The following is a 24,821-nucleotide window of genomic DNA, read 5'->3' as shown; positions in this document are numbered from 1 at the left end:
TTTTGCTACAGAAAATGTAATGTTAAGGGCTGGATAGAAGAAAAAGAGTGAATTAACGTAAAGAGAGGAAAGTCTATTTGCAAAAGATGGTATGTGTTGGTTATCCCGCAAAGTGACTAACTGTGATGAATCATATAAAGTATTAAATAAGTAAAAATTATATTCAAATCTTTAATAAATATCTTTCTTTAATGGTTACTTTAGTTGGGGAAACAATTTAAAAAGTCGAATTTCTTATTTAGGAAATTCGACTTTTTTATGTTGAAACTGGAGTGAAGTTAATCTTTATTGCAATGTAGGGGGAATACAGTGATGGCTATTAAATGTTAAACGTACCATAAAAATTTTGAAAATAAATTGATGGGAAATGATAAAAGACTTGGGCCTGAGGTGGTGGAGCGTAGCTAGGGTGATAAAAGGTAGTGCTACTTGGATGGGCACCATGATGCCAAAATGAAGGGGTAGTTTGACCTGGTGATTGGTATTGTTGCCAAATTTCTGGAAGTTCAATGCCGACATCGGAACTTGCTGTATGAACGGCGGGGGCATGTATTTCGGGTATCGAAGGAACCGCGACAGTTACTCTTGATGATAATACCCACATAAAATAATCACTCCTAAGTTGTGATAATAAATTAGTATATTCTTTTCACACGTATAAAGGTACATATATAGGACTTTCGTTTAAAACATGCGTACAAAGTCTTAAGACTAATGTAAGCTGATGGTGGACTATTTAATAAGAAAAGATACGTCTATTTGCGGAGGGAAAAAAGATCAATAAAATGTACAATGAGGGTGTTAATCGTAATATTTTACGAGTGTATGGAGGGATTTTTATGGAACGATTATGGACGAAATCATTTATTCAAATGACTTTCGCAATGTTATTTTTATTTACAGGATTTTATTTACTTGTCCCAACGCTACCGCTATTTATTAAAGAGATAGGTGGCAATGAATCGCAAGTTGGACTCATGATGGGGATGTTTACAATAGCTGCTGTTGTAATACGACCGATTATTGGAGGAATGTTAGATCAATATGGTAGAAGATCCTTTATTATTTTCGGACTCATCTTTTTTGGATTAACGATGTATTCCTATAATATAGCATCGACTATTGTCCTTTTAGCTGTTTTACGTGTTATTCACGGAGTAACATGGGCTGTTTCTACAACAGCTGTTGGAACAGCAATAACGGATATTATTCCAGATTCACGCCGCGGTGAAGGTATGGGTTGGTACGGGATGGCGATGACAATTGCAATGGCGATCGGACCAATGATTGGACTATGGGTTGTACAAAATTATTCATTTCATGGTCTATTTTTATTAGCGACGTTGTTATCTTTTATGGCAGTCGTATTATCACTAATAACGAAGATGCCATTTACGCCACAAAAAGAAAAAGGAAAAATTCAGCTATTTGAGAAATCTGTATTAACAATCACGATTGTAGTATTCTTTTTATCGTTTGCATATGGAGGAATTACAACCTTTTTACCGTTATTTGCATCATCAATTCATGTGAATCCGGGAACTTTCTTTCTTGTATATGCAATTGCATTAACAATTGTAAGACCAATTTCAGGGAAACTATTAGATAAGTATGGAGAAGTATTCATCATACTCCCCGCATTATGTATTACTATTTTAGCTATAGTTGTTTTAACTATTTCAAATAGTTTGTTAGGTGTAATTATCGCAGCAACATTATACGGTATTGGATTTGGTTCAGCGCAGCCAGCTTTGCAAGCGGCAATGCTTACAATTGTTGATCCGAGTAAAAGAGGAGTTGCGAATGCTTCATTTTTTACAGCATTTGATTTAGGAATCGGATTAGGTGCTATTTTACTTGGAGTGGTTTCACAAATGTTTGGTTATCGTATTTTATTTTCAGGGAGCGCAATTTCAGCATTAATAGCCTTAATTATTTTCGTCTTCTTTGTAAAACAACGATTAGGAAAAAAAGAGTTTGCGTAAACTGGAGGAATAAAGATGAGAATTTCAATTGATCGTAAAGCTCTGCAATGGTTCCAGGAAGAATTACGTATAAAGCACGGTGAATCTGTACGTTTTACTGTAAGGTACGGAGGGGATAGTTCAATTCAGCCCGGATATTCTTGAGGGGTTGTTGCTGAGAAAGCAGATGGGGAAATAGTGTCAGTTGAGAAGGAAGGTATTATATTCTTTGTAGATTGTGATGATCTTTGGTATTTTCAAAACTATGATTTATTTGTAAGTTATTATGAGAAAATGGAAGAAATTCAATTTAATTATGTAAAATAATAACTTTATTAAAAATGAATAAGTTTTATATAAAAATTATATTTAAGAGATAGTGAAATAAATATCATATAGTAACGAGCTGTATTTATGTACAGCTCGTTTTTTCTATTTCTCAAATAAAATTAGAATAATGGTGTATTTGGCGGTGTTATATGAAAAATCTTTATATCTTGTTTTTAAAAATACACAAAGAAGTCTATTCTTTCTTTATAAAACATAATAATTATTTTCAAAAAATTGTATTGTTACAGTAAAAAAAGTGTAGGAAACTTATCATTATAAAATAAATTGAAATCTTCTAAAAACTCTGATACATTGAAATAGAAATGTAGTTTCACAATATTGTAAAGGCTTACAGTTATGTGCACGAAGATCTATTAGGATTGGAGGAAATAATGATGAAAGCTGAAGAAAAATTTTCCCCGGGATTAGATGGTATAGTGGCAGCGGAGACGAAAATCTCGTTTCTTGACACAGTAAAAGGTGAAATTGTAATTCAAGGGTATGACTTAATCGAACTCTCAAAAACAAAAGAGTATTTAGACATTGTGCACCTTTTATTGGAGGAACAACTACCGAATGAAGATGAAAAAGCAGTACTTGAAAAGAAATTAAAAGAAGAATATGCAGTACCAGAAGGTGTATTCAACGTACTAAAGGCATTGCCTAAAGAGACGCATCCTATGGATGGATTACGTACAGGTGTGTCGGCGTTAGCTGGTTACGATAATGATATCGAAAACCGCTCGTTAGAAGTGAATAAAAGCCGAGGGTACAAGCTGTTAAGTAAAGTGCCAAACATTGTAGCGAATAGCTATCATATTTTAAATAATGAGGAGCCAATTGAACCTCTTAAAGAATTATCTTATAGTGCGAATTTCTTCTATATGTTAACTGGTAAAAAACCAACTGAACTTGAGGAGAAGATCTTTGATCGTTCCCTTGTTTTATATAGTGAGCATGAAATGCCAAACTCTACATTTACAGCTCGCGTTATTGCATCAACACAATCAGATTTATACGGTGCTTTAACAGGTGCAGTTGCATCTTTAAAAGGAAGTTTACATGGCGGTGCAAATGAAGCGGTTATGTACATGCTTTTAGAAGCTGGTAATGTTGAGAAATTTGAAGAGTTATTACAGAAGAAACTATATAACAAAGAAAAAATTATGGGCTTTGGACACCGTGTTTATATGAAGAAGATGGATCCAAGAGCACTTATGATGAAGGAAGCTTTAAAACAGTTATGTGATGTAAAAGGTGATTATACACTATATGAAATGTGTGAAGCTGGAGAAAAGATTATGGAAAAGGAGAAGGGAATTTATCCAAATCTTGATTATTATGCAGCTCCAGTATATTGGATGCTAGGTATTCCAATTCAACTTTACACACCAATCTTCTTTAGCTCTAGAACAGTGGGATTATGTGCACACGTTATTGAGCAACATGCAAATAATCGTTTGTTCCGTCCACGTGTAAATTATATTGGCGAGCGACATGTACTTAGTAAATAAGAACAACTGGGGAGTTGTTAGCGCCGCCCGCCAGATGGGTGTTTGACCGACACCCATCATTAATAATAACGAATTTTCGACAGAAAGGGAAGGATAGCATGATTAAAACAAATGAAATTAAGCAAAAAGATGCATTATTAGAAGAGATTACGGATTATGTATTAAATAAAGAGGTTACTAGTGCAGAAGCATTCAGTACAGCTCGTTACGTATTACTTGATACACTTGGATGTGGAATTTTAGCACTACAATATCCAGAATGTACGAAATTACTAGGACCAGTTGTGCCAGGAACAGTCGTGCCAAATGGTACACGTGTACCAGGTACGTCTTATGTACTAGATCCAGTAAAAGGTGCATTTAATATCGGATGTATGATCCGTTGGTTAGACTATAACGATACTTGGCTTGCAGCAGAGTGGGGACATCCATCTGATAACTTAGGCGGAATTTTAGCGGTTGCAGATTATATTAGCCGTGTTCGTATTTCAGAAGGAAAAGAAGCTTTAAAAGTACGTGAAGTATTAGAAATGATGATTAAAGCACATGAAATTCAAGGCGTCCTTGCTTTAGAAAACAGCTTAAACAGAGTTGGTCTTGACCATGTATTATATGTAAAAGTAGCAACAACTGCAGTAGTTGCGAAAATGCTTGGCGGAACACGTGAAGAAATCTTTAATGCATTATCACATGCGTGGATTGATAATTCTAGTCTTCGTACATATCGTCATGCTCCAAATACGGGCTCACGTAAATCATGGGCTGCAGGTGACGCAACGAGCCGCGGTGTTCATCTTGCAATGACTGCTCTAAAAGGTGAAATGGGTTATCCAACAGCATTATCTGCACCAGGTTGGGGATTCCAAGATGTATTATTTAACAAACAAGAATTAAAATTAGCTAGACCACTAGAGTCTTATGTAATGGAAAATGTATTATTTAAAGTATCATATCCAGCAGAATTCCATGCACAAACAGCTGCAGAGTGTGCTGTGAAATTACATCCAGAAATTAAAGAAAGATTAGATGAGATTGACCGTATTACAATTACAACTCATGAATCAGCAATTCGTATTATCGATAAAGAAGGTCCATTAAATAACCCGGCTGATCGTGATCATTGTTTACAATACATTACGGCAATTGGTTTATTAAAAGGAGATATCGTTGCGGATGACTATGAGGATGCAGTAGCAAATGATCCACGTGTAGATGAATTACGTAATAAGATGGTTGTTGTTGAAAACAAACAGTACAGTTTAGATTACCTTGACCCGAACAAGCGCTCAATCGCCAACGCTGTTCAAGTTCATTTCAAGGATGGCACTGTAACAGAAAATGTGGAATGTGAATATCCACTTGGTCATCGTTTCCGTAGAGACGAAGCAATTCCAAAAGTTGTTCGAAAATTCACTGCAAATATGGCAGGTCATTATTCTAGTAAGCAACAAGAACAAATTCATGAAGTTTGTTTAAATGAAGAAAAGCTAGAAAATATGAATGTAAATGAATTTGTAGATCTATTCTTAATTTAATAATAGGGGGAATTTAGAATGGCTTGGGTTGTGAAAAAGCAGTCAACACAAGAGGAGCTTGCGAATCGATTCCGAGCTTTAGTAGAAGCAAATGAAATTTTGCAAATTCCAGGTGCTCATGATGCAATGGCGGCTTTAGTTGCAAAAAATACAGGTTTTTCAGCTCTTTATTTATCAGGAGCTGCTTATACTGCAAGTAAAGGCTTACCAGATTTAGGTATCGTGACGTCTACTGAAGTGGCTGAGAGAGCAAGAGATCTAGTTAGAGCTACAGATTTACCAGTTCTTGTTGATATTGATACAGGATTTGGCGGTGTATTAAACGTAGCGAGAACAGCAGTAGAAATGGTGGAAGCAAAAGTTGCGGCTGTTCAAATTGAAGATCAACAATTACCGAAGAAATGTGGACATTTAAATGGTAAGAAACTTGTTACTACAGAAGAATTAGTTCAAAAAATTAAAGCGATTAAAGAAGTTGCGCCAAGCTTATATATTGTGGCACGTACAGATGCTCGCGGTGTAGAAGGCTTAGATGAAGCGATCGAAAGAGCGAACGCCTATGTAAAAGCAGGTGCAGATGCGATATTCCCTGAAGCGCTTCAATCAGAAGAAGAGTTCCGTCTATTTAATAGTAAAGTAAATGCGCCTTTACTTGCGAATATGACTGAGTTCGGGAAAACACCGTATTATAGTGCAGAGGAATTTGCAAATATGGGCTTCCAAATGGTTATTTATCCTGTAACTTCACTTCGTGTTGCAGCGAAAGCATATGAGAATGTGTTTACTTTAATTAAGGAAACAGGTTCTCAAAAAGATGCACTTTCAAGTATGCAAACGAGAAGTGAGTTATATGAAACAATTTCATATCATGACTTTGAAGAATTAGATACTGGAATTGCAAAAACAGTATTATCAGAGGATCAATAGATAAAACAACTAAGGCGATGAGAATACATCTTTGGCAAAACGAACTGCTTGATGTGAAAATTCATCGCCTTCTGTTTTCAAAAATAAGAAATTCCACTCATCGTAGACGAGCATACATAGTAGCAAGTAAGGCCGAAATGATAGGGGGATTCAGATGGAGAAAACGAAGTTACCGTGGGATGAATTTTTTTCACTTAATAAAGATGTGAATCATGCTTTCTTTACGCCAGAAGATTTTTCAGGTGATGAAGATTTAATCGCAAAAACGACAGAACAATTCGTTAAACAAGAAATTGTTCCACAAATGGACAATATAGAAAAACATAACTATAAAGTTTCTCGTCAATTATTTGAGAAAGCTGGGGAACTTGGATTATTAGGTATTGAGGTACCAGAAGATTATGGCGGATTCGAGTTAGGAAAGGCTGTCTCAGGTCTTGTAGCAGAGAAAATGGGTTACGCTGGGGCATTTAGCGTTTCCTTTAATATACACGCTGGTGTTGGTACATTGCCTTACATATATTACGGAACGAAAGAACAGAAAGAAAAATATTTGCCGAAAATTGCGTCTGGAGAATGGATTGGGGCTTATGCTTTAACTGAGCCAAATGCTGGCTCGGATGCATTAAGTGCAAAAACGAGCGCAGTATTGAATGAAGATGGTACAGCTTGGAAGTTAAATGGTGAGAAGCAATGGATTACAAATGCTCATATGGCAGATGTATACGTTGTTTTTGCGAAGACAAATAAAGGAATGACAGCGTTTATTGTCGAAAGAACATGTGAAGGTGTATCTATTGGATTAGAAGAAAAGAAAATGGGGATTAAAGGTTCTTCAACGGCTACCCTAATTTTAGAAGATGTTGTCATCCCTGCTGAAAATGTTTTAGGGGAAGTTGGGAAAGGGCATCACGTAGCTCTTAATATTCTTAACTTTGCTAGACTTAAACTTGCTTTTGGAAATATTGGAACGGCAAAACAAGCAATTGGTTTGTCGGTACAATATGGAAAAGAGCGAAAACAGTTCCAAACGGAATTAGTAGATTTTACGATGATTCAAGAGAAAATTGCAAATATGATCATTGCTACATATGGAGCAGAAAGTGCAGCTTATCGTACAGCAGGTGTAATCGATGAAGCAATTCATGAGAGCGATGAAGATCTTATGAAGAAAATGTCCCAATTTGCAATTGAATGTGCACTGAATAAAGTGAACGCTTCTGAAACACTTGCTTATATCGTAGATGAAGCTGTACAAATTCATGGTGGTTACGGTTATATGCAAGAGTATGAGGTAGAACGATTATATCGTGATGCTAGAATTAGTCGTATTTTTGAAGGAACGAATGAAATTAATAGATTAACAGTTGCCAAAATGTTAATGAAGCAAATCGAACAATTAGAAGATACTGAAGTAGAAAGTGATGTAGCAAATGTCGAAAGAAACCATCGTTATATTTTATTAGCGAAAAAATTGTTGAAACAATCTTTGAAAACGCTCTCTAAAACTCCAGGTCTAAAAATCGACCAAGAACAAGAATATTCACGTGTAATTTCAAATATGTTGACGGACGTGTACGTCATGGAATCAGCGTTTTTACGTACGAGAAAAGCGGTAAGTAAAAATGGTGAGGAAAAAGAACGTACGAAGCAACTCATAACGGATGTTATTTGTGAAGAAGGATACCGTAAAGTAGAAGAAGCAGCGATTTCTGTACTTTCGGCGGCTGTCACAGAAGAACAAGATAGACATGTGATTTTAGCTGAAATCCGTCAATTATTAGTACCTTTATACACGAACGTATTTACGAAGAAGAGAGAAATTGCGAAAGCTATTATAAATCGCGGGAAATATATTGTGTAAATAGGAGGAAAGCGATATGAAAAAGATTGGTTTTATCGGTTTAGGTAACATGGGTCTTCCGATGTCAAAAAATCTAGTTAAATCAGGTTACACAGTATATGGCGTGGACTTAAATAAAGAGGCAGAAGCGTCCTTTGAAAAAGAAGGCGGAATTATCGGTCTATCAATCTCAAAACTAGCAGAAACATGTGATGTAGTTTTTACAAGTTTACCTTCACCTCGCGCTGTTGAAGCGGTATATTTTGGAGCAGAAGGATTATTTGAAAATGGTCACTCGAATGTAGTTTTCATTGATACAAGTACGGTATCGCCGCAGTTAAACAAACAATTAGAGGAAGCTGCAAAGGAAAAGAAAGTAAACTTTTTAGCAGCACCTGTGAGCGGCGGTGTAATTGGAGCCGAAAATCGTACATTAACGTTTATGGTTGGTGGATCAAAAGAGGTATATGAGAAAACGGAATCTATCATGGGCGTACTAGGCGCGAATATTTTCCACGTTAGTGAGCAGATTGATAGTGGTACAACTGTTAAGTTAATTAATAACTTATTAATTGGTTTTTATACAGCTGGTGTGAGTGAAGCTTTAACATTAGCGAAAAAGAACAATATGGATTTAGATAAAATGTTTGATATTTTAAATGTAAGTTATGGTCAAAGCAGAATCTATGAACGTAATTTTAAAAGTTTTATAGCACCTGAAAACTACGAGCCAGGATTTACTGTGAACTTATTGAAGAAAGATTTAGGGTTTGCAGTTGACTTAGCTAAGGAAAGCGAACTCCATTTACCGGTAAGCGAAATGTTATTAAACGTATATGACGAAGCGAGTCAAGCTGGATATGGTGAAAACGATATGGCAGCTTTATATAAGAAAGTTAGCGAGCAATTAATTTCTAATCAAAAATAAATTATACAAAGGAGAGAATATAATGATTACAACTGAAATTAAACGAGTAAAAAATCACATTAACGGTGAGTGGGTTGAATCGACAGGTACGGAAGTAGAAGCAGTTCCAAATCCAGCGACTGGAAAAATTATCGCTTACGTTCCACTATCTCCAAAAGAAGATGTTGAAAAAGCTGTTGAAGCGGCAAAAGCAGCATTCGAAACATGGTCTAAAGTACCAGTTCCGAATCGTTCAAGAAATTTATATAAATATTTGCAGCTATTACAAGAAAATAAAGATGAGCTTGCAAAAATCATTACGCTAGAAAATGGTAAGACGCTAACGGATGCAACAGGTGAAGTACAGCGTGGTATTGAAGCGGTAGAACTTGCAACATCTACGCCAAATTTAATGATGGGTCAAGCGCTGCCGAATATTGCTAGCGGAATTGATGGATCGATTTGGCGCTACCCAATCGGAGTTGTTGCTGGTATTACGCCGTTTAACTTCCCGATGATGATTCCGTTATGGATGTTCCCACTTGCAATTGCTTGCGGTAATACATTCGTATTAAAAACATCGGAAAGAACGCCACTTTTAGCGGAGCGACTTGTAGAATTATTCTATGAAGCAGGTTTCCCAAAAGGCGTATTAAATTTAGTACAAGGCGGAAAAGATGTTGTAAATAGCATTTTAGAAAATAAAGATATTCAAGCTGTTTCGTTCGTTGGCTCTGAGCCGGTAGCTCGTTACGTATATGAAACAGGTACGAAACACGGAAAACGTGTACAAGCGTTAGCAGGTGCGAAAAACCATGCGATTGTAATGCCAGATTGCAATCTTGAGAAAACAGTACAAGGTGTAATTGGATCTGCATTTGCAAGTAGTGGAGAGCGCTGCATGGCATGCTCAGTAGTAGCAGTAGTGGATGAGATTGCTGATGAATTCATTGATGTATTAGTAGCAGAAACGAAAAAATTAAAAGTAGGCGATGGCTTTAACGAAGATAACTATGTTGGACCATTAATCCGTGAATCTCATAAAGAGCGCGTTTTAGGCTATATTAATAGCGGTGTAGCAGATGGGGCAACTTTATTAGTAGATGGCCGTAAAATTAATGAAGAAGTTGGAGAAGGTTACTTTGTAGGTGCGACAATCTTTGATGGCGTGAATCAAGAAATGAAAATTTGGCAAGATGAAATTTTTGCTCCAGTATTAAGCATTGTACGTGTTAAAGATTTAGAAGAAGGTATTAAACTAACAAATCAATCTAAATTTGCAAATGGTGCGGTTATTTATACGTCAAATGGTAAACATGCACAAACATTCCGTGATAACATCGATGCTGGTATGATTGGTGTAAACGTAAACGTTCCAGCACCAATGGCATTCTTCGCATTTGCAGGAAATAAAGCTTCATTCTTTGGTGATTTAGGTACAAATGGTACAGATGGCGTTCAATTCTATACACGTAAAAAAGTTGTAACTGAGCGCTGGTTTTAATATAGAGTAAACAGCCAAATCAGCTATTAAATGAAAACCACCACTATTAATAGTGGTGGTTTTCATCTTGTTAATTATTTTTTTCAAAAGCTAGTTTAATACCAAATCCAATTAGGACGACTCCTGTTAGCCCTTGAATATAACGTTGCGTCTTTGGTTTTTTCATAAAAGCACTAATTTTATCAATTAAAAATATATAAAATGCAAACCAAATGACTGTTAAAACGAGGTAAGTAAGGCCCATTACAAGAAGTTGAATAAATGTATTATGATTTGGATTTAAAAATTGCGGTAAAAAAGTTAAAAAGAAGACTGCAACTTTAGGATTTAATAAATTTGTAAGAAATCCTTGGCGAAAGCAAGAAGTATGTTCGTTTTCATTATTCAAAGATAGATCATTTGTATCTAAGTTTTCTTTGTTTCTTACTGCTAAAAGGGCTTTAATACCGATATATATTAAATAGAGAGCCCCAACGTACTTGAAAATAGAAAATAAAAGAGCTGACTTTACAATAAGTGCAGAAAGACCAATTACAGCAGCTAAAGTATGAATTAATAGTGCAATACATGTACCAAACACTGTTTTCACTCCACCGATTTTACCAGCAACCAATGTGTTTTTCGTAGCCATTGCTGTATCTGGACCAGGTAAAATGATAAGGCAAATAGACATAATGATGAAAAGAAGATAATTTTCTATCATAGCCGCCCCTCCTTTTTATTTTTAGAATATTTGATTAAAATCAGTGTAGCACAAAAATGGATTTAATAAAATTAAATTTTATTAAAAATTATTAAATAAAAAAGGCTATATAGTAGCTGTAATTTCACTACTATATAGCCTCGATTTTATCCCGCTATTTGCGAGTAGTAAGATTTCCACCGCACAAGATTTAGCTGGAGCAAAGAAATTAGGTGGGGGATGAACAAACCACCCACTCGTTACAGTTTCATTTTATGCATTAAGTAAATTAAAGAAACGATTCACATCTTCTTCTGAAACGTCACTTAACTGTTTATATTTATAATTCGGATTTTGATCTTTATCAACGACAACGGAGCGTACTCCTTCGAAGAAATCTTCATGTCTCATGAAGTTTTTAGCAAGTATAAGGTCCGTAGCGAAACATTCTTCAACGGATTTATCTTGTCCATCAATAAACTGTTTTAATGTTACTTTTAGTGAAATAGGGGATTTTGATAACAGTGTTTCTTTCGTTTTTAGAGCAAAGGAGCTTTCATCTTTCTCCAATGAATGGATGATTTCTTCAATTGTATCGAAAGCAAAATGTGAATTGATTACTTCTAATGAAGGAGTCAGCTCGCTTTCTAAGTTTGGAGCAGTTGCGAATGTACGAATAACTTCTTTTAAATTAGTATGTACATCATCTTCTTTATGCCAATTTACACTTTCAAGTTCAGTAAGAAACTCTTGTAATGAATCAGATGTCATAAAGTAATCAGCAGCATTAATAAATAATACGTCAGAAGCTTTTAAAATAGATGCTGTTAAAGCAACGAAGCGTCCTGTATATCCAGGTGCTTTATTTAAGAAATATGCAGCTCCGACATCTGGGAAGAAGCCGATATTCATCTCTGGCATTGCCCATTTCGTACGTTCAGTTACAATGCGATACTTCGCACCATTTGTAAGACCGACACCACCGCCCATTACAATTCCATCTAAACAAGCAATAATCGGTTTTGTATATTGATAAATATATGTATCAATTTCATACTCTTCTTCAAAAAAACTTTCTGCATGTTGCAATGCCACTTCATTGGAACGCGCTTCATAAAGAGTTTTAATGTCGCCACCTGCACAAAAACCTTTTGTGCCAGCTCCTTTTAACACGATAAGTGCAATACGCTCATCGCGTTCCCACTCTTTAAGTTTTTGTCCGATAGGTTGTAACATGTCATAAGATAAAGAATTAAGTGCTTTTGGACGGTTTAAAGTAATTGTTGCAACGCCGTTTTCACTAACAGAAAATAAAACGTGTTCAGTCATAATGCATCCTCCCTTACATATCTTCTTATTCTTAATTCTTGATATGTACTGAAATGTCCTTTATAAATTTCGTCAAAAGTTGACGGTAAATATTAATTTGGTCACCGCGTATTTTGACGAGTTATCTTTGCAGGATTTCAGAGACTGAGGGGGAATATTACAACATTACTGTAAGTGTAATTATTTGAAGTTATAATGATAAAAGCGCTATTATATAGGTGTGAATTGTTCATTATCAATTCTAAAAAGAGTGTTTGAAGAAAAAATGAATCGTACAATTGTAATAAAAAATTTTACACTGAATTAGAAATAGAGAAAGGAGAAATCGGAATGCCAGGACCTTTACTATTGTCGGTTATTATTTTGTCTTCTTTAATGATAGGGATAACGCAGTATTTTCATCATACAGATACGACAGAAGAAGTGAAGGATAAAGTACGTCTCGTATTTCCGATTTTTATAATATCTATTTCATTCTGTATTTTATTAAATAAAGATGGGTACATTGTCGCAGTGTTCTCATTTTTCGTCGCAATCGTTTTAATTACCGTTTTATATTATGTAATGAAAGACTTTATACAAAAATAAAGATGTCATAATAGGCATTTTTATTTTGGGAAAAATATAAAATTTCACATACCGTATTTTATATAAAATACATAAAACATATAACAATAGAAAAGTATGTACTTTGCTGTGTATGTACTTGTCAATCTTGCATAGCCACTATACTATTAAAATGTAGAGATTATAAAAAGGGGTTGTATCTATCATGAAATTTGAGATGCACACAAAAATTATTTCAAATGAAAAAGAAGTAAGATTACATATTGAAGAAAATATATTTAAATTAATATTGGATGGTTATCACTTATTTACAATTCAAGAAATATTGCCTTTATATAAATCAAATGAAGAAAGAATTGGAAGTGCAACGATATTGAAGCTAGAGTGGGAGAACGGAAAAACTACAATAAACTATCAACTCGTTTCACTAAAATCAGTAAATTAAAAGGAGTAGAAAAATATGAAGTTATTTCATACAGCGGATTGGCATTTAGGTAAGCTTGTTCATGGCGTGTATATGACTGAAGACCAAAAGATTGTATTAGATCAGTTTGTACAGGCTGTTAAAGAAGAAAAACCAGATGCTGTAATTATTGCAGGGGATTTATATGACCGAGCAATTCCACCTACAGAAGCAGTAGACTTATTAAATGATGTGCTGCAAAAAATAGTTATTGATTTACAAACACCAGTTATTGCAGTAGCTGGTAATCATGATAGTCCGGATCGTATCCATTTTGGAAGTAGTTTAATGAAAAAACAGGGATTACATATTGCAGGCCAATTTCAATTCCCGTATGAACCTGTTGTACTAAATGATGAATATGGAGAGGTTCACTTCCATCTAATACCGTATGCAGACCCAAGCATAGTTAGACACGTGTTGAAAAATGAAGACGTACGTTCTCATGATGATGCGATGCGCATTTTTATGAATGAGCTCTCTGAAACAATGGATAAAGAAGCTAGACATGTATTTGTTGGACATGCATTTGTAACTTCTTCAGGAGAAGCGGAGGAGAATACAAGTGATGCAGAACGACCACTTTCAATTGGTGGTGCTGAATATGTAAATAGTCATTATTTTGATAAGTTTCATTACACAGCGCTTGGACATTTACATCAAGCGCATTTCGTACGTAATGAGACCATTAGATATTCAGGTTCACCACTTGCCTATTCAATTTCTGAAGAGAAACATAAAAAAGGTTATTACATTGTAGAACTGAATGAAACTGGTGAAGTAGCAATTGAAAAAAGGTTACTTTCACCACGTCGTAAAATGCGAACAGTAGAAGCGAAAATAGATGAATTATTACAGCACCCAGTAAGTGAAGATTACGTATTTGTAAAATTATTAGACGAAAACCCTGTCTTACAGCCAATGGAGAAAATACGATCTGTATATCCAAATGCAATGCACGTTGAAAGAGCGATGCAAAGGCGAGAACTCACAGATACAAATGAAGTAACTGTTTCAAGACATAAAACGGATGATTTATCTCTTTTAAAGGCTTTCTATAAAGAAATGAAAGGGTTAGATTTATCAGAAGAGAAAGAACGCCTATTTATAGATGTATTACAAACAGTGCAAGAACGGGAAGGTGAACGAGGATGAGACCGATTCAGCTTATTATGACAGCATTCGGGCCATATAAACAGAAAGAAGTAATCGATTTTGAAGATCTTGGAGAACATCGTATTTTCGCTATTTCTGGGAATACGGGAGCTGGAAAAACAACGATTTTTGATGCGATTTGTTATGTGTTATATGGTGAGGCTAGTGGAGAAGAACGTAGTGATACGAGCATGCTTCGAAGTCAATTTGCTGATGATGATGTTTATACAAGTGTAGAACTAACCTTTCAGTTAAAAGGGAAGCGCTATGAAATAAAAAGACAACTTGGACATAAAAAACAAGGGAATAAGACCATTACAGGACATGCAGTAGAATTATATGAAGTGATTGATGGAGAAAACGTTCCAGCCGTCGATCGTTTTCATGTAACAGACGTAAACAAAAAAGTGGAGGATTTAATTGGGTTAAGTAAACATCAATTTAGCCAAATTGTTATGTTACCACAAGGGGAATTCCGAAAACTATTAACATCTGAGACAGAAAACAAAGAAGAGATTTTACGTCGCATTTTTAAAACGGATCGTTATAAATTAATGCGTGAGTTACTTGATCAAAAGAGAAAACAATGGAAAGACGTCTTGCAAGAAAAACAAAAAGAGAGAGAGCTCTATTTCCGTAATGTTTTTAAATTACCAATCCGTGATGGAGCATTATTAGAGACATTAGCGGCACAAGAACATGTAAATACGCATCAAGTAGTAGAAGCGTTAGAACAAGAAACAACAGTGTATAAGGCAGAGGTTGAGCAATTACAAGTAGAACAAGATGTTCAAACGAAGCAATTAAAGGATGCAGAAACACGTTTTCATGCAGCAAAATCTGTAAATGAGAAATTTATAGATTTACAACAAAAGAATGAGAAATATAACACTTTACAAGAGAACCGTGCAGCAATTGAAAGAAAAGAAAAATCCTTTAAACGTGCGGAACAAGCAAAGCGCTTATTACCATTTGAACAATGGTATGAAGAAGCGATGCAAAATGAGCAGAAAGCTGAAAGTTTGTTAAAACAGATAATCTTCAAACAAGAACAGATAATGAACAGCTTTGAACTTGCTGAGGAGAAGTATGAAGTAGTAAAGAATAAAGAAGCTGAACGAGAAGAGGCTAAAAAACTTGTTCAAAGATTAGAAGAGTTACAAGCAATCATTGAATCATTAGCTGAGAGAAAGCTGAATTTACAAAATGCCGAGATTCAAATAGGGAAATTAAAAGAAAGTATGCAAAAGTTGGATCAACAACTAGAAGAGCATACAAGCCAAAAACAGAGAATGTCTGATGAATTGCAACAATTAGAACAAGCACTTGAGCAATATGTAGCTAAAGTAGAAGAACTAACGAATATGCGAGAAGATGCAAAAGTTTTAAAGCAAGCATATGATGTTTGGCAAGAAAAACAAAAATTCGAGCAAGAAAAAGAATCGGCAAATAATAAAATGCAAGTGGCAGTTCGCGCATACGAAAACATGGAGCGCCGCTGGTTAAGTGAACAAGCTGGTATATTAGCTCTTCATTTACATGACGGTGAATCTTGTCCAGTATGTGGTAGTACGAATCATCCGCAAAAAGCTACAGAGCAAAGTAATGCGATCGATGAAAAAGAGTTAAACGATTTAAGAGATAAGAAGAACATTGCTGAAAAATTACATGTGCAAGTAGAGGAGAAATGGAATTTTTATCGACTACAATATGAACAAGTGATAGAAGAAGTTGTGAAGCGTGGCTATAACTCCGAAAAATTAGTTGAAACATATAGTGCACTTGTTCAAAAAGGAAAACAATTAGCAGCAGACGTTAATACGTTAAAAGCAAGTGAAGAAACACGTAAGCAGATTGCTGCGAACATGAAAAGCGTAGAAGAAAAAATAGAAGAACTTCAGAAACAAAAACGGGAAGTAGAAACAATGCAGCACCGTACAGAAATGGAGTGCATGCAACTTCGTACGTCATATGAACATGATAAACGAAATATTCCAGAAAACATACAAACAGTACAAGCTTGGAAAGCACAGTTTGACCAAGCTATGCACGAACTCAAGTTTATGGAGGATGAATGGAAGAAAGTGCAGGAAGCGTATCAGCATTGGCAAAATGAAAATATACGTATTCAAGCAGAACAGAAAGGTGCTTCTAATCAATTTGAAAGTGCAAAATTGAAGAAAGAAGAGACTTTCGCACGCTTTATGAAAGAACTAGAACAAAGCGGAGTTACAGATCAATTCACGTATAAAGCAGCCAAATTAAGCGATGCCGAGATGGAGATGTTACAGAAAGAAATTCAAGGTTATTATTCATCTCTTGAAGTGCTTGCAAAACAAATTGAAGAGCTAAACTCAGAATTAAAAGATAAAGAGTATATGGATATTACATCTTTAGGTGAACACATAAAAGAACTAGAAATTAATCTCGATATAATTAAAGAAAAACGTCAACGTGCGCAAAATGCGGTAACATATATTTCTGATTTACATGAAAACATTAGACGTATTGACGAACAAATTCACGAGGAAGAAAAAGCCTTCCAAGAACTTGTTGATTTATATGAAGTAATGAAAGGTGATAACGAAAGTCGTATATCATTTGAACGTTACATTTTAATTGAGTATTTAGAACAAATCGTTCAAATCGCAAATGAACGACTACGTAAATTATCAAATGGACAATTTTATTTAAAACGAAGTGAACGAGTTGAAAAAAGAAACCGTCAAAGTGGATTAGGCTTAGATGTGTACGATGCATACACTGGCCAAACGCGCGATGTAAAAACATTATCCGGCGGAGAGAAATTTAACGCATCACTTTGCTTAGCGCTAGGAATGGCAGATGTCATTCAAGCATATGAAGGTGGTATTTCTATCGAAACGATGTTCATCGATGAAGGGTTCGGTTCATTAGATGAAGAATCATTAACGAAAGCAGTAGATGCCTTAATTGACTTACAAAAATCAGGTCGATTTATCGGTGTCATTTCACACGTCCAAGAGCTGAAAAACGCAATGCCAGCTGTATTAGAAGTAACGAAGCAGAAGGATGGTTGTAGTCAGACTAGGTTTGTGGTGAAGTAAGCTTAGAAAATGTAGTAGGGAATCTACTGATACTTTTAGTGTCATATGTATGAATCATAAAACGTCGTCTCTTCATATTGGAGGCGACGTTTTATTTTATAAAATATCTATGAATTATCTGTAGAAGGCGGCGTATTCTCCAAACGATTATAAGCTTTAAAGGCTGAAATTGCTGAGATAACCCCGCCTACTAAAAATAAAGCGGATCCTCCAACTAAGATGATACGACTGACATATGTTTCCCGTGCTTCTTCGACTTCTTCTTGTAACGCTGTAGGCATATGAATTCCCCTTTATAAAAGTTGTTTTATAAATAGTATATACAAACGCCTAAAATGTGTTAAAATAACTGATGATTTTATGCAGTGGGTAATTAGATGAGTAGGATGCGAGTGGCTAAATAAATCTTCATCACAAATTTATGCGAACTTCACATAGAGCACATATTAACATTGTATTATGTATATGTACCAAATAAATAAAGTGAATGTAAGTTCTGTTTTCAAAAATTTAAAATCCTTTTATTTCTATATAAAAGTTTTAATCGAGGGTTTTAAAAATTTTGGAAATAGATCTTATAAAAATGGAATTCATATAAAAGGGGAATGTCTTATGACAACATATACAAGTGAAATGAAAAAAACTTTAGTTTCAGAAGAAGATGTAGATATTTTAAAAATTATGGCGCATCCAATCCGACTGCAAATTGTAAATGAATTAAGTACAAGAAAAACTTGTAATGTAACACAATTAACAGAGTTACTGAACATCCCGCAATCTACTGTTTCACAACATTTATCAAAAATGAAGGGTAAAGTGTTACGAGCAGAGAGAAGAGGTTTAGAAATTTATTATCATATTAACAATTTAAAAGCGAGTAAGATTGTTAATGTTTTAGGGTATATAAACTAGTGAAATATTTTTATATAAAATAGCCCCTGCTGTTGAGCAGGGGCTATTTTGTGTTGTTTTATGTATTTGTATTTAAAACTTTATAGTTTTTATGATTTACAATTGTTCGATCAAATTCAAAAGTACCACCGCTTACATTTGTAATTTCAACTAAGACCGATTCAGTATAAAGTTTTAATACAGATCCTGTAATCTTTAAATTGTTTCGTTGAAAAAGTATAGTATCCCCTACGTTTGCTTTCATAGTACCTCCTCATTAAAGACAGAAATATTTTTTATTATATATATTAAACCACGGATAGATATATTAGTGAATATTTAGTTTTATTTATTGGGAAAAAAATTGTGATTTTATGAAAAATAAGGTGAATCGAAGTATAAAAAAATTTTCTATTGTATTTAATCAGTAGTTTTTTGTATTTCATCCTTCGTTTCTTGTAACTGATTCCATGTTTTTGACGCTCTATCTTGTAAGTGCTTACATAAGCGGAAACATCTTATACAATGAAGGTGTTAAATCAAAAGAGGTGACCAAAATGAACATAAAAAAAGTAATTTTAGCGAATAGCATTGAAATAGAAAGAGGAGGCGGAAAGATATGAAAAAATCAACTGTTAATCCATGGTTTGTTGTCCTTGGCACAGTTATAGTACAAATGGGGCTTGGAACGATATATACATGGAGTTTATTCAATCAGCCTTTAGTTAGTAAATACGGTTGGAGTCTTAACGCTGTTGCGATAACTTTCTCAATTACTAGTCTTTCTTTAGCATTTTCAACTTTATTTGCGAGTAAATTGCAAGAAAAATGGGGACTTCGTAAACTTATTATGATAGCTGGATTAGCATTAGGACTAGGGTTAATACTTAGTTCACAAGCGTCTTCATTAATATTGCTTTATGCACTAGCAGGAGTTGTTGTAGGTTATGCAGATGGTACAGCATATATCACTTCACTATCAAATTTAATAAAGTGGTTTCCAGAGCGTAAAGGTCTAATTGCTGGTATTTCTGTCTCTGCATATGGTTCAGGTAGCTTAATCTTTAAATACGTTAACGCACAGTTGATTGAATCAGTTGGTGTATCGCAAGCATTTATATACTGGGGTTTAATTGTTACAGCTATGATTGTAATTGGTGCTTGTTTAATTCATCAAGCTGCAGATCAAAGAGCAGTTCATGAAACAAAAACTAAGGAATACACAACGAAAGAAATGTTAGGCACAAAACAAGTATACTTATTATTTATCATGTTATTTACATCATGTATGAGTGGCTTATACTTAATTGGTATGGTAAAAGACATTGGTGTTCAACTTGTAGGACTTAGCGCAGCAACAGCAGCTAATGCGGTGGCTATGGTTGCAATCTTTAATACATTAGGTCGTATCATTTTAGGACCGTTATCGGATAAAATCGGGCGTTTAAAAATCGTTACTGGTACTTTTGTTGTTATGGCGAGTTCAGTCTTAGTTCTAAGTTTTGTAGATTTAAATTACGGTATATACTTCGTATGTGTAGCAAGTGTAGCGTTTTGCTTTGGTGGAAATATCACTATTTTCCCAGCTATTGTTGGTGATTTCTTCGGTATGAAAAACCATAGTAAGAACTACGGAATTGTGTATCAAGGATTTGGATTTGGGGCGCTTGCAGGTTCCTTTATCGGTGCACTTCTAGGTGGATTCAAACCAACGTTCATGGTGATCGGTGTATTATGTGTCGTGTCATTCATTATCGCAATTTTAATTCAAGCACCTAAACAGAAAAAAGAACACGAAGAAGAGTATCGCAGCGTAGCGTAAGTATACAAATCTTCTATAACACTATGATTACGAAAAAGCATCCTATTCTATTAATTAGGATGCTTTTTTTTATGAGTTATTTTAACAAGGTTAAATTACTTTTGGGATTTTTATAGATGTAAAAGTGAGTGGAACACCCATTTGGATTATATTGGAATATAATAAATTGATACATCGCATTCGAAATATATATTAAATCTTAAATGATAAAGAAGACATTCGTTAGTATTTGTAAGATATATTTTCAGAAAAATATTGAGAAAATATATACTTGAGTTTTTCATAAAGCATTGTAAATGAACGTATCTCTAGTTTGTCTTCTTCAATTTTAAAAAGAGGATTTGGAATTTTATTTATAATATAAGTACATTTAATACGTTTACATATGATTTTATTAAGAAGCATTAAAATACTTTGTCTGAAAAATAAAAAAAGATTGACAAGTTTATTGAGAAACATTATCATTTCGGTGTAAGATAGTAAATGAAAAACATTATCAATAAAATGGATTTTAAAGTAATGCGCACTTGACCAATTAGTTTAGTAAGTGTATTATTTTTTACAACACAACTGATAATGAAAATCAATATCATTGGTGTTACTTAATGAAATTAATGTTTATGTGAAAGGATAGAGAAAATGAACCTAGGGGAATTTGATGGGAAAACAGTTTTAGTAACAGGTGCAGCACAAGGCATAGGCAGTGTTGTTGCCAAAATGTTTTTAGAAAGAGGAGCCACAGTTATTGCGGTTGATCAAAATGAAGAGGGGTTAAATGTACTCTTAAATCAAAATGAATTAAATAATACACGTATGAAAACGTTTCGTTTAGATGTGAGTGATAGCGCTGCTGTTGAAGACATGGTAAATCATATTGCAAATGAAATAGCGCCAATAGATATTTTAGTAAACGTTGCAGGGATTTTGCGTATGGGACCAATTCATTCGTTAAGTGATGAAGATTGGAATAAAACATTCTCTGTAAATACTACAGGGGTTTTCAATATGTCCCGAACGGTAAGTAAAAATATGATGTTAAGAAAATCAGGGGCAATTGTTACAGTCGGTTCAAATGCGGCAAATACGCCGAGAATGGAGATGGCTGCGTATGCTGCGTCAAAGGCTGCAACGACGATGTTTATGAAATGTTTAGGACTAGAGCTTGCGGCATACAATATACGCTGCAACTTAGTTTCTCCAGGTTCTACTGAAACTGAGATGCAAAGATTACTATGGGCTGATGAGAATGGAGCTAAAAATATAATTGCTGGTTCTCAAAATACATATAGACTCGGAATTCCATTACAAAAAATTGCACAACCTTCAGAAGTTGCTGAAGCAGTGTTATTTTTAGCCTCAGATAGAGCAAGTCATATTACAATGCACAATTTATGTGTCGATGGCGGTGCTACGTTAGGAGTTTAATAAAAATTCAGGAGGTTATTATATTATGAATGAACATATAGCTGTAAAGGAATTGTCAGAAAAACTTTTAGAAGATTATAAGACTGAATCTTCATTCTTTTTTGCTTCACCAACTCGAACTATATTAGCAGAAGGAGAGTTTACTACAGTAAAGCATCGTGAAATTGAAAATTTCCCAGAGCTTGTGCAAGCGACATTAAGTAATGCGAAACAAGCTGGAAATCCAAATCCTATCGTTGTGGGTGCTTTGCCATTTGATCGTAGAAAAGAAGTTCAACTTATGGTACCAGAATATAGTAGAATTTCTGAGCGTTTACAATTGGATACAACAAATCAGCTTGAAACAAATGAGAACGTAACATTTGAAATGACGCCAGTACCAGACCCTGAAGTTTATATGAATGGTGTGAAGCAAGGAATTAAAAAAATACAGGACGGTGATTTAAAGAAAATCGTTCTATCTAGATCGTTAGATGTTAAATCTTCCGAAAAGATTGATAAGCAAAAACTTCTGCGAGAATTAGCAGAACATAATAAGCATGGTTATACATTTGCTGTGAATTTACCGAAAGATGAAAAAGAGAACAGTAAGACGCTAATTGGAGCAAGTCCTGAATTGCTTGTTTCACGTAATGGTATGCAAGTTATTTCTAATCCGTTAGCTGGTTCAAGGCCACGTAGTGAGGACCCAGTAGAAGATAAAAGAAGAGCAGAGGAATTACTTTCTTCTCCAAAAGATTTACATGAACATGCGGTAGTAGTTGAAGCGGTTGCCGCTGCACTTCGTCCGTATTGTCATACATTACATGTTCCAGAAAAGCCATCAGTTATTCATAGTGAAGCGATGTGGCATTTGTCTACAGAAGTGAAAGGTGAACTTAAGGATCCAAATACTTCTTCTTTACAATTAGCAATTGCCCTTCATCCTACGCCAGCAGTTTGCGGAACTCCGATGGAAAAAGCAAGAGAGGCTATACAGCATATTGAGCCATTTGACCGCGAGTTCTTTACAGGAATGCTAGGATGGAGCGATTTAAATGGAGATGGAGAATGGATTGTTACAATTCGTTGTGCTGAAGTACAAGAAAATACACTTCGTTTATATGCAGGAGCTGGAGTTGTTGCTGAGTCAAAACCAGAAGATGAGTTAGCAGAAACATCGGCTAAGTTCCAAACAATGTTAAAAGCTTTAGGGTTAAGAGATAGTTCACTTAATGAAAAATAGGGGGAAGAAAGAATGCTAGTAGGTTATACGGAATGGCCAAAAGAATTTGCAGATCGTTATCGAGAAGAAGGGTGTTGGCTTGGTGAAACATTTGGAGGAGTGTTAAGAGAGCGGGCTGAGAAATACGGAGATCAAATCGCGGTTGTAAGCGGTAAGACGCATATAACGTATAGTGAACTTGATAAAAAGGTAGATTGTTTAGCAGCAGGTTTACTGAGTTTAGGAATAAAGAAAGAGGACAGAGTTGTAATCCAGTTACCTAACATTATCGAGTTTTTCGAAATATGTTTTGCACTATTTCGAATTGGAGCGCTTCCTGTCTTTGCACTACCTTCACATCGAAGTAGTGAAATTAGTTATTTTTGTGAGTTTGGCGAGGCGAACGCTTACGTTATTTCAGATAAGGCTCTCGGTTTTGATTATCGAAAACTAGCAAGAGAAGTGAAAGAGAAAGTGCCAACTTTACAACGTGTAATTGTAGTGGGGGAAGAAGAAGAGTTTGTGAACATAAATGATCTGTATATGGATCCCGTCTCATTACCAGAAGTTCAGCCAAGTGATGTTGCATTTCTCCAATTATCAGGAGGGACAACAGGTCTTTCTAAATTAATTCCTAGAACACATGATGACTATATTTATAGTTTACGTGTAAGCGCTGAAATTTGTAATTTGAATGCAGAAAGCGTCTATATGGCAGTTCTTCCAGTAGCACACAATTACCCAATGAGTTCTCCAGGGACATTTGGAACTTTCTATGCGGGTGGAAAAGTGGTATTGGCAACTGGTGGTAGTCCAGATGAGGCATTTGCTCTCATCGAAAAAGAAAAGGTTACAATTACAGCGCTCGTTCCGCCATTAGCAATGATTTGGCTTGATGCTGCATCTTCTCGTAATGCCGATTTATCAAGCCTAGAGGTTATTCAAGTAGGTGGTGCTAAGTTTAGCGCTGAGGTTGCAAAACGTATACGTCCTACATTTGGATGTACGTTACAGCAAGTATTCGGTATGGCGGAAGGATTAGTGAACTATACAAGATTAGACGATCCGGAAGAAATTATTATTTATACACAAGGTAGACCAATGTCTGCACTCGATGAAGTACGAGTTGTTGATGAAAATGACAACGATGTAAAACTTGGCGAAGTAGGTAGTTTATTAACACGAGGTCCATATACAATTCGTGGTTACTATAAAGCCGAAGAGCATAATGCACGATCATTTACAAAGGATGGGTTTTATCGCACAGGTGATCTTGTAAAAGTAAATAAACAAGGATACATCATTGTAGAAGGAAGAGATAAAGATCAAATTAACCGTGGTGGTGAGAAAGTTGCTGCGGAAGAAGTTGAAAATCATCTATTAGCACACGATGCAGTTCATGACGTAGCAATTGTATCTATGCCTGACGATTATTTAGGTGAACGCACCTGTGCTTTTGTTATAGCTCGCGGACAAGTTCCGGCAGTAAGTGAATTAAAAATGTTTTTAAGAGAACGTGGTATCGCGGCTTATAAAATTCCAGATCGAATTGAATTTATTGAATCATTCCCGCAAACAGGAGTCGGAAAAGTCAGCAAAAAAGAACTACGTAAAGTCATTGCTGAAAAACTAATTATAGTAAAACAATAATAAAAACCGGAAGGAAGTGATTA

General features: G+C 35.1%; 21 protein-coding genes and 1 pseudogene. 17 read left to right on the top strand and 5 right to left on the bottom strand.

Going from position 1 to position 24,821, the window contains the following annotated elements; all coding sequences use genetic code 11:
- Positions 1-319: 319 nt before the first annotated feature.
- Complete coding sequence (locus tag ACODS7_RS06830; protein ID WP_029442241.1) at positions 320-604, bottom strand: hypothetical protein; 285 nt, start codon at positions 602-604, stop codon at positions 320-322.
- Positions 605-839: 235 nt separating this feature from the next.
- Here ACODS7_RS06830 and ACODS7_RS06825 point away from each other — a divergent pair, with 235 nt between their 5' ends.
- The 8 genes and pseudogenes from ACODS7_RS06825 (at position 840) to ACODS7_RS06790 (ending at position 10,524) form a co-directional block, all read left to right on the top strand.
- Positions 840-1,985, top strand: a complete 1,146-nt coding sequence (locus tag ACODS7_RS06825; protein WP_029442242.1) for an MFS transporter — start codon at positions 840-842, stop codon at positions 1,983-1,985.
- Positions 1,986-2,000: 15 nt separating this feature from the next.
- A pseudogene (locus ACODS7_RS06820) lies at positions 2,001-2,291 on the top strand (HesB/YadR/YfhF family protein).
- A gap of 395 nt (positions 2,292-2,686) precedes the next feature.
- Positions 2,687-3,808: a citrate synthase gene (gene mmgD, locus ACODS7_RS06815; protein WP_016081729.1), complete on the top strand. Its 1,122-nt coding sequence runs from the start codon at positions 2,687-2,689 to the stop codon at positions 3,806-3,808.
- A 98-nt stretch (positions 3,809-3,906) separates the two neighbouring features.
- Positions 3,907-5,343: a 2-methylcitrate dehydratase gene (prpD, locus tag ACODS7_RS06810; RefSeq protein ID WP_029442243.1), complete on the top strand. Its 1,437-nt coding sequence runs from the start codon at positions 3,907-3,909 to the stop codon at positions 5,341-5,343.
- 18 nt (positions 5,344-5,361) lie between these two features.
- Positions 5,362-6,270 carry a methylisocitrate lyase gene (gene prpB / locus ACODS7_RS06805; RefSeq protein WP_029442244.1) on the top strand — a complete coding sequence of 303 codons (909 nt, stop codon included), beginning with the start codon at positions 5,362-5,364 and terminating at the stop codon, positions 6,268-6,270.
- Between the two features lie 154 nt (positions 6,271-6,424).
- Complete coding sequence (locus ACODS7_RS06800) at positions 6,425-8,134, top strand: acyl-CoA dehydrogenase FadE (protein WP_029442245.1); 1,710 nt, start codon at positions 6,425-6,427, stop codon at positions 8,132-8,134.
- A gap of 16 nt (positions 8,135-8,150) precedes the next feature.
- The gene (locus tag ACODS7_RS06795) at positions 8,151-9,041 is read left to right on the top strand and encodes an NAD(P)-dependent oxidoreductase (protein WP_016081726.1); all 891 of its coding nucleotides are present in this window, start codon (positions 8,151-8,153) and stop codon (positions 9,039-9,041) included.
- A 22-nt stretch (positions 9,042-9,063) separates the two neighbouring features.
- Positions 9,064-10,524 carry a CoA-acylating methylmalonate-semialdehyde dehydrogenase gene (locus tag ACODS7_RS06790; RefSeq protein WP_000633344.1) on the top strand — a complete coding sequence of 487 codons (1,461 nt, stop codon included), beginning with the start codon at positions 9,064-9,066 and terminating at the stop codon, positions 10,522-10,524.
- 70 nt (positions 10,525-10,594) lie between these two features.
- Here the strand turns inward: ACODS7_RS06790 and ACODS7_RS06785 are convergent, their stop codons facing one another.
- Positions 10,595-11,227, bottom strand: coding sequence for a LysE family translocator (locus ACODS7_RS06785; RefSeq protein ID WP_000572348.1), 633 nt, complete (start codon positions 11,225-11,227; stop codon positions 10,595-10,597).
- 252 nt (positions 11,228-11,479) lie between these two features.
- Positions 11,480-12,535 carry an enoyl-CoA hydratase/isomerase family protein gene (locus tag ACODS7_RS06780; RefSeq protein ID WP_029442246.1) on the bottom strand — a complete coding sequence of 352 codons (1,056 nt, stop codon included), beginning with the start codon at positions 12,533-12,535 and terminating at the stop codon, positions 11,480-11,482.
- Positions 12,536-12,865: 330 nt separating this feature from the next.
- Between ACODS7_RS06780 and ACODS7_RS06775 the strand changes: the two genes are divergently transcribed.
- From ACODS7_RS06775 to ACODS7_RS06760, 4 genes are all read left to right on the top strand, one after another.
- Positions 12,866-13,123, top strand: a complete 258-nt coding sequence (locus tag ACODS7_RS06775; RefSeq protein WP_001119409.1) for a hypothetical protein — start codon at positions 12,866-12,868, stop codon at positions 13,121-13,123.
- Positions 13,124-13,307: 184 nt separating this feature from the next.
- Positions 13,308-13,547, top strand: a complete 240-nt coding sequence (locus tag ACODS7_RS06770) for a DUF2584 family protein (protein WP_029442247.1) — start codon at positions 13,308-13,310, stop codon at positions 13,545-13,547.
- A 15-nt stretch (positions 13,548-13,562) separates the two neighbouring features.
- On the top strand, positions 13,563-14,720 hold the full coding sequence (locus ACODS7_RS06765) for an exonuclease SbcCD subunit D (protein ID WP_029442248.1): 1,158 nt from the start codon (positions 13,563-13,565) through the stop codon (positions 14,718-14,720).
- A complete protein-coding gene (locus ACODS7_RS06760) occupies positions 14,717-17,806 on the top strand; it encodes an AAA family ATPase (protein WP_243168108.1) in 3,090 nt (1,029 codons plus the stop codon). Before ACODS7_RS06765 ends, ACODS7_RS06760 begins: the two co-directional genes overlap by 4 nt.
- A gap of 107 nt (positions 17,807-17,913) precedes the next feature.
- Here ACODS7_RS06760 and ACODS7_RS06755 read toward each other — a convergent pair whose 3' ends face one another.
- The gene (locus tag ACODS7_RS06755) at positions 17,914-18,087 is read right to left on the bottom strand and encodes a hypothetical protein (protein WP_016081721.1); all 174 of its coding nucleotides are present in this window, start codon (positions 18,085-18,087) and stop codon (positions 17,914-17,916) included.
- Between the two features lie 331 nt (positions 18,088-18,418).
- On the opposite strand from ACODS7_RS06755, the gene ACODS7_RS06750 reads away from it, so the two are divergent.
- Positions 18,419-18,718: an ArsR/SmtB family transcription factor gene (locus ACODS7_RS06750; protein ID WP_000214794.1), complete on the top strand. Its 300-nt coding sequence runs from the start codon at positions 18,419-18,421 to the stop codon at positions 18,716-18,718.
- 58 nt (positions 18,719-18,776) lie between these two features.
- Here ACODS7_RS06750 and ACODS7_RS06745 read toward each other — a convergent pair whose 3' ends face one another.
- Positions 18,777-18,962, bottom strand: a complete 186-nt coding sequence (locus tag ACODS7_RS06745) for a YkvS family protein (protein WP_000646793.1) — start codon at positions 18,960-18,962, stop codon at positions 18,777-18,779.
- A 354-nt stretch (positions 18,963-19,316) separates the two neighbouring features.
- Here ACODS7_RS06745 and ACODS7_RS06740 point away from each other — a divergent pair, with 354 nt between their 5' ends.
- The 4 genes from ACODS7_RS06740 (at position 19,317) to ACODS7_RS06725 (ending at position 24,798) form a co-directional block, all read left to right on the top strand.
- Positions 19,317-20,519, top strand: coding sequence for an L-lactate MFS transporter (locus ACODS7_RS06740; protein ID WP_043936523.1), 1,203 nt, complete (start codon positions 19,317-19,319; stop codon positions 20,517-20,519).
- Between the two features lie 639 nt (positions 20,520-21,158).
- Positions 21,159-21,944: a 2,3-dihydro-2,3-dihydroxybenzoate dehydrogenase gene (gene dhbA, locus ACODS7_RS06735; protein WP_016081719.1), complete on the top strand. Its 786-nt coding sequence runs from the start codon at positions 21,159-21,161 to the stop codon at positions 21,942-21,944.
- Positions 21,945-21,969: 25 nt separating this feature from the next.
- The gene (gene dhbC, locus ACODS7_RS06730; RefSeq protein ID WP_029442249.1) at positions 21,970-23,169 is read left to right on the top strand and encodes an isochorismate synthase DhbC; all 1,200 of its coding nucleotides are present in this window, start codon (positions 21,970-21,972) and stop codon (positions 23,167-23,169) included.
- A gap of 12 nt (positions 23,170-23,181) precedes the next feature.
- The gene (locus ACODS7_RS06725) at positions 23,182-24,798 is read left to right on the top strand and encodes a (2,3-dihydroxybenzoyl)adenylate synthase (RefSeq protein ID WP_029442250.1); all 1,617 of its coding nucleotides are present in this window, start codon (positions 23,182-23,184) and stop codon (positions 24,796-24,798) included.
- Positions 24,799-24,821 lie beyond the last annotated feature (23 nt).

It is taken from the genome of Bacillus sp. FG16, assembly GCF_057809515.1.
Note: the sequence above shows the minus strand (reverse complement) of the source record. Positions and strands in the feature narration are given on the sequence as shown.

Excerpts from the sequence above, each read along its gene's own strand:
- ACODS7_RS06830 (WP_029442241.1), bottom strand. The coding sequence starts at position 604 with ATGTGGGTATTATCATCAAGAGTAACTGTCGCGGTTCCTTCGATACCC.
- ACODS7_RS06825 (WP_029442242.1), top strand. The coding sequence starts at position 840 with ATGGAACGATTATGGACGAAATCATTTATTCAAATGACTTTCGCAATG.
- mmgD (WP_016081729.1), top strand. The coding sequence starts at position 2,687 with ATGATGAAAGCTGAAGAAAAATTTTCCCCGGGATTAGATGGTATAGTG.
- prpD (WP_029442243.1), top strand. The coding sequence starts at position 3,907 with ATGATTAAAACAAATGAAATTAAGCAAAAAGATGCATTATTAGAAGAG.
- prpB (WP_029442244.1), top strand. The coding sequence starts at position 5,362 with ATGGCTTGGGTTGTGAAAAAGCAGTCAACACAAGAGGAGCTTGCGAAT.
- ACODS7_RS06800 (WP_029442245.1), top strand. The coding sequence starts at position 6,425 with ATGGAGAAAACGAAGTTACCGTGGGATGAATTTTTTTCACTTAATAAA.
- ACODS7_RS06795 (WP_016081726.1), top strand. The coding sequence starts at position 8,151 with ATGAAAAAGATTGGTTTTATCGGTTTAGGTAACATGGGTCTTCCGATG.
- ACODS7_RS06790 (WP_000633344.1), top strand. The coding sequence starts at position 9,064 with ATGATTACAACTGAAATTAAACGAGTAAAAAATCACATTAACGGTGAG.
- ACODS7_RS06785 (WP_000572348.1), bottom strand. The coding sequence starts at position 11,227 with ATGATAGAAAATTATCTTCTTTTCATCATTATGTCTATTTGCCTTATC.
- ACODS7_RS06780 (WP_029442246.1), bottom strand. The coding sequence starts at position 12,535 with ATGACTGAACACGTTTTATTTTCTGTTAGTGAAAACGGCGTTGCAACA.
- ACODS7_RS06775 (WP_001119409.1), top strand. The coding sequence starts at position 12,866 with ATGCCAGGACCTTTACTATTGTCGGTTATTATTTTGTCTTCTTTAATG.
- ACODS7_RS06770 (WP_029442247.1), top strand. The coding sequence starts at position 13,308 with ATGAAATTTGAGATGCACACAAAAATTATTTCAAATGAAAAAGAAGTA.
- ACODS7_RS06765 (WP_029442248.1), top strand. The coding sequence starts at position 13,563 with ATGAAGTTATTTCATACAGCGGATTGGCATTTAGGTAAGCTTGTTCAT.
- ACODS7_RS06760 (WP_243168108.1), top strand. The coding sequence starts at position 14,717 with ATGAGACCGATTCAGCTTATTATGACAGCATTCGGGCCATATAAACAG.
- ACODS7_RS06755 (WP_016081721.1), bottom strand. The coding sequence starts at position 18,087 with ATGCCTACAGCGTTACAAGAAGAAGTCGAAGAAGCACGGGAAACATAT.
- ACODS7_RS06750 (WP_000214794.1), top strand. The coding sequence starts at position 18,419 with ATGACAACATATACAAGTGAAATGAAAAAAACTTTAGTTTCAGAAGAA.
- ACODS7_RS06745 (WP_000646793.1), bottom strand. The coding sequence starts at position 18,962 with ATGAAAGCAAACGTAGGGGATACTATACTTTTTCAACGAAACAATTTA.
- ACODS7_RS06740 (WP_043936523.1), top strand. The coding sequence starts at position 19,317 with ATGAAAAAATCAACTGTTAATCCATGGTTTGTTGTCCTTGGCACAGTT.
- dhbA (WP_016081719.1), top strand. The coding sequence starts at position 21,159 with ATGAACCTAGGGGAATTTGATGGGAAAACAGTTTTAGTAACAGGTGCA.
- dhbC (WP_029442249.1), top strand. The coding sequence starts at position 21,970 with ATGAATGAACATATAGCTGTAAAGGAATTGTCAGAAAAACTTTTAGAA.
- ACODS7_RS06725 (WP_029442250.1), top strand. The coding sequence starts at position 23,182 with ATGCTAGTAGGTTATACGGAATGGCCAAAAGAATTTGCAGATCGTTAT.